The organism is Mesorhizobium sp. M4A.F.Ca.ET.090.04.2.1 (assembly GCF_003999085.1).
GTDB lineage: Bacteria > Pseudomonadota > Alphaproteobacteria > Rhizobiales > Rhizobiaceae > Mesorhizobium.
This window is the reverse complement of sequence record NZ_RZOT01000732.1, coordinates 1-2225: the sequence shown is the minus strand read 5'-3', so window position 1 is coordinate 2225 and position 2225 is coordinate 1. Positions and strand designations below refer to the sequence as shown.

Genomic DNA, 2225 nt, shown 5'->3' with positions numbered 1-2225 from the left:
CATCCGCTCTTCGAGATCGGCGAGGAATGCGGCACCAGCGCCACTTCGCCGAGGCGGCGCGCGCCTTCGTCGGTGTCGAGCACCTTCTTCAGCACGTCCTCGCCCTTGGAAGCCTTGGCCTCGACGATCCGGCCTTCCTCGAAGCGCACTGAGATCTCGTCGATCAGCGTGCCCTGGTAGGAAAGCGGCTTGGTCGACGAGACGTGGCCCGAGACCCGCCTTGCATGCGGCGTCGTGAACACCTCCTCGGTCGGGATGTTCGGGTTGCAGGTGACGCCGTTCTTGGCCGTCGAGGCGCCGCCCATCCATTCATGGCCTTCGGCCAGCCCGACCGTCAGGTCGGTGCCCGGCCCGGTGAAATGCAGCGCATGGAATTTATGGCCGTTCAGCCATTTCGTGCGCTCGGCCAACGCGGCGTTGTGCGCCTTCCAGTTGGCGATCGGGTCTTCGACGTCGACCCGCGAGGCCGAGAAGATCGCGTCGGCGAGCTTGGCCACCGCAACGTCGTCGGCATCGCCCGGAAACACCTGCTTGGCCCAGGCAAGGTCCGGATAGGCGATAATGTTCCAGTTGATGTCGAAGCCGGTGATCTTCTCCAGCGCCGGCTGGTAGGCCATCGAGTTCGCCTTGTTGGCGCGCGCCACCTTGGCCGGATCCTGCGCCGACAGGAGCGACGGATCCTCGCCGCGCACAGCAAGCCGCGCCGCGTTGTTGGCAAAGGCTTTCGCCATGCCTTCATAGAGCCAGCCGGCGGCACGATCGAAGCCGGCGTCAGCGCCATAGCGGAAGCGCGCCAGCGTGATCTCGTCATCATTGAAGATCGGCGTCACCAACCCGGCGCCGGCCTTGTAGGCATGCTCGACGATGCGCCGCGTCAAGGGCAGGGCCGCGATCGACGACGTCACCACAAGGTCCTGTCCCGGCTGCAGCTGCAGCCCGACCTTGATGGCGACCTCGGCCAGCCTGTCGAGCTTCACCGGGTCGATGGTTGCTGCAACGCCGCGCGAATGTGTGGTCATGATCCTGCCTGCCGTGATTGTGAGGTCTGGTCCTAGAGACTGTTTGGAAATTTCCACTCTGGCGGCCATCTGATGGCGTTTTCTGCGCTTCCGTTGCTCACGGACGAATGTCCGCTGCGCTACCGTTCTCGAATCCACCACCATATGACTCGCCGGAGCGAATTTCGAAACAGTCTCTTACATAGACCGGCAGGGCTGGCCTTTCCACAGGGATCGACTGGGTCAGGCGGCGCTGTCGAGCGTCCGGAACTTTGCCATGGTCGCCTCGATCTCCTCGCGGATCCAGGCCTTGAAGTCGCGCACCTTGCGGCTCTCGCCTTTTGTGGCAGAGGTCACCATCCAGTAGCCCAGCCCGCTCTCGGCGCGCACGCCGAATGGCGCGACCAGCCGGCCGTCGGCCAGCGCGTCGGCGGTCAGCAACTGCCAGGCGAGCATGACGCCATGGCCGGCGATCGCCGATTCCAGGCAGAGCATGGGATCGGTGAAATGTGCCCCCTTCAGAAAGGTGACCGGCGAGACGCCGGCCGCCGCGAACCAGCTGTCCCAACTGATCATCGAGCGCTCGTCGGTGATCGCGCAGGTCTGCGCCAGATCCTCGATCGAGTGCAGTCTGGCCGCGATCGACGGCGTGCAGACCGGGAACACCTCTTGCGCCAGAAGCAGTTCCGCGCGCACGCCCGGCCATTTGCCGTCGCCCATCCGGATGCCGACATCGATGTCGGAATGGTCGAGATCGGCGACCCGACCCGAGGCGTCGATGCGCAACAGTACGTTCGGATGCCGGGCGAAATGCCGGGACAACCTCGGCAGCAGCCACTTCGAGGCGAAGGCCGGCGCTACCGAAACAACCAGCGTGCATTGGCTGGCCTCGTCGGCCATCGCCACGGCCTGCGCCAGCTCGCGAAAGCCCGCCCCAAGCCTTGCCGTGAACAGCGCGCCGAACTCCGTTGGAACAAGGCCGCCCGGCGTGCGTTCGAACAGCGCCTGGCCGAGCTGCTTTTCCGTGCGCTTGATCTGTTGGCTGACGGCGCTGGCCGAGACGTTGAGCTCGCCGGCCGCCGCCGCGAGCGAGCCGAGCCGGGCGACGGTTTCCACGGCACGCAGGCCGTTCAGATGGACGCGGTTCAACAGGCTCATACAGTTTTTCTAAACTGACATGGCGGAAATCTCAATTGAAACGCATGGCGTGGATACAGATTCTATAGG

The 2225-nt window shown here is 64.7% G+C and carries 2 protein-coding genes; both read right to left on the bottom strand.

Annotation, left to right across the window (positions count from 1 at the left end; all coding sequences use genetic code 11):
- On the bottom strand, positions 1-1019 hold a 1019-nt coding region (locus EN781_RS31115; RefSeq protein ID WP_145965736.1), incomplete at its 3' end, for an aminopeptidase.
- 222 nt (positions 1020-1241) lie between these two features.
- The gene (locus EN781_RS31110; RefSeq protein WP_127400657.1) at positions 1242-2156 is read right to left on the bottom strand and encodes a LysR substrate-binding domain-containing protein; all 915 of its coding nucleotides are present in this window, start codon (positions 2154-2156) and stop codon (positions 1242-1244) included.
- Between the last annotated feature and the right edge of the window lie 69 nt (positions 2157-2225).